Annotated in this window: 2 protein-coding genes; both read left to right on the top strand. The window is 67.8% G+C overall.

All coding sequences use genetic code 11. From position 1 onward, the window contains the following. On the top strand, positions 1-780 hold a 780-nt coding region (gene kduI / locus LCM15_RS22695), incomplete at its 5' end, for a 5-dehydro-4-deoxy-D-glucuronate isomerase (RefSeq protein ID WP_224860087.1). After that, a partial coding sequence (locus tag LCM15_RS22700; protein ID WP_224860088.1) for an SDR family NAD(P)-dependent oxidoreductase occupies positions 780-1,424 on the top strand: 645 nt, incomplete at its 3' end. The genes kduI and LCM15_RS22700, both read left to right, overlap by 1 nt.

Below are 1,424 nucleotides of genomic sequence, written 5' to 3' on the forward strand. Positions count from 1 at the left end.
AAGGGCATGGACACCGCCGCGCTGCGGTCGCACTTCCTTGGCGAGGGGCTGTTCGCCAAGGGCGAAATCCGTCTCGTCTACACCCATTACGACCGCTTCACGCTGGGCGGCGCGGTGCCCGCCGGGGGCACGCTGACCCTCGACAAGGTCGAGGAGACCAAGACCGACAGCTTCCTCGACCGCCGCGAGATGGGCATCGTCAATATCGGTGAGACCGGCACCGTCGAGGCCGGCGGCGAGACCTACGAGATGGACCGCGGCGACGTGCTCTATCTCGGCATGGGCAGCGGCGCCGTCACCTTCGGCGGGCAGGGGCGGTTCTACATCACCTCGGCCCCGGCGCACCGGGAGCTGCCCTCGCGGCTGGTGACCGTCGCCGATTGCGTCGAGGTCAAGCTCGGCGCGTCCGAGACCTCGAACAAGCGCACCATCAAGCAGTTCATCCACCCGCAGGTGATGGAAAGCTGCCAGTTGATCCTCGGCTACACCTCGCTCGAGGACGGCTCGGTGTGGAACACCATCCCCAGCCACATCCACGACCGCCGCATGGAGGCCTATCTCTACTGGGGCATGGACGAGGATGCGCGGGTGCTGCACCTGATGGGCGAGCCGACCGAGACGCGCCACCTCTTCGTGGGCAACGAGCAGGCGGTGCTCTCGCCGACCTGGTCGATCCACTCGGGCGCCGGGATTGGCGAGTACACCTTCATATGGGCGATGGCGGGCGACAATGTCGATTATACCGACATGGAGTTCATCCAGCCGAAAGAGCTGCGCTGATGGTCGGGCCGTTCTCTCTCGAGGGCCGCAAGGCGCTGGTGACCGGCGCCAATACCGGCATCGGGCAGGCCATCGCGGTGTCGCTGGCGGGGCAGGGCGCGCATGTGCTCTGCGCCGGGCGCCGCGACTGCGACGAGACCGTGGCCGAGATCACCGCGGCGGGCGGCTCGGGCGAGAGCCTGCTGCTCGATTTTGCCGATCCGATGGCGGCGCGGGACGTGTTCGACGGGGCGGGGATCTCGATCCTCGTGAACAACGCCGGGATCATCCGGCGCGCCGACTCGGTCGACTATTCCGAGGCCGACTGGGACGACGTGATGGACGTGAACCTCAAGGCGCTGTTCTTCACCTGCCAGGCCTTCGGCAAAGCGCTTCTGGCGCAGGACATGCCGGGCTCGGCGATCAACATCGCCTCGCTGCTGTCGTTCCAGGGCGGCATCCGCGTGCCGGCCTACACGGCGGCCAAGCACGGCGTCGCGGGGGTGACCAAGATCCTCGCCAACGAATGGGCGCCGCACGAGATCACCGTCAACGCCATCGCGCCGGGCTATATCGCGACCAACAACACCCAGGCCCTGCGCGACGATCCCGACCGCTCTGCCGCGATCCTCGACCGCATCCCCGCCGGGCGTTGGGGCGATCCC

The organism is Salipiger bermudensis (assembly GCF_020171625.1).
GTDB classification, from domain to species: Bacteria; Pseudomonadota; Alphaproteobacteria; order Rhodobacterales; family Rhodobacteraceae; genus Salipiger; species Salipiger bermudensis_B.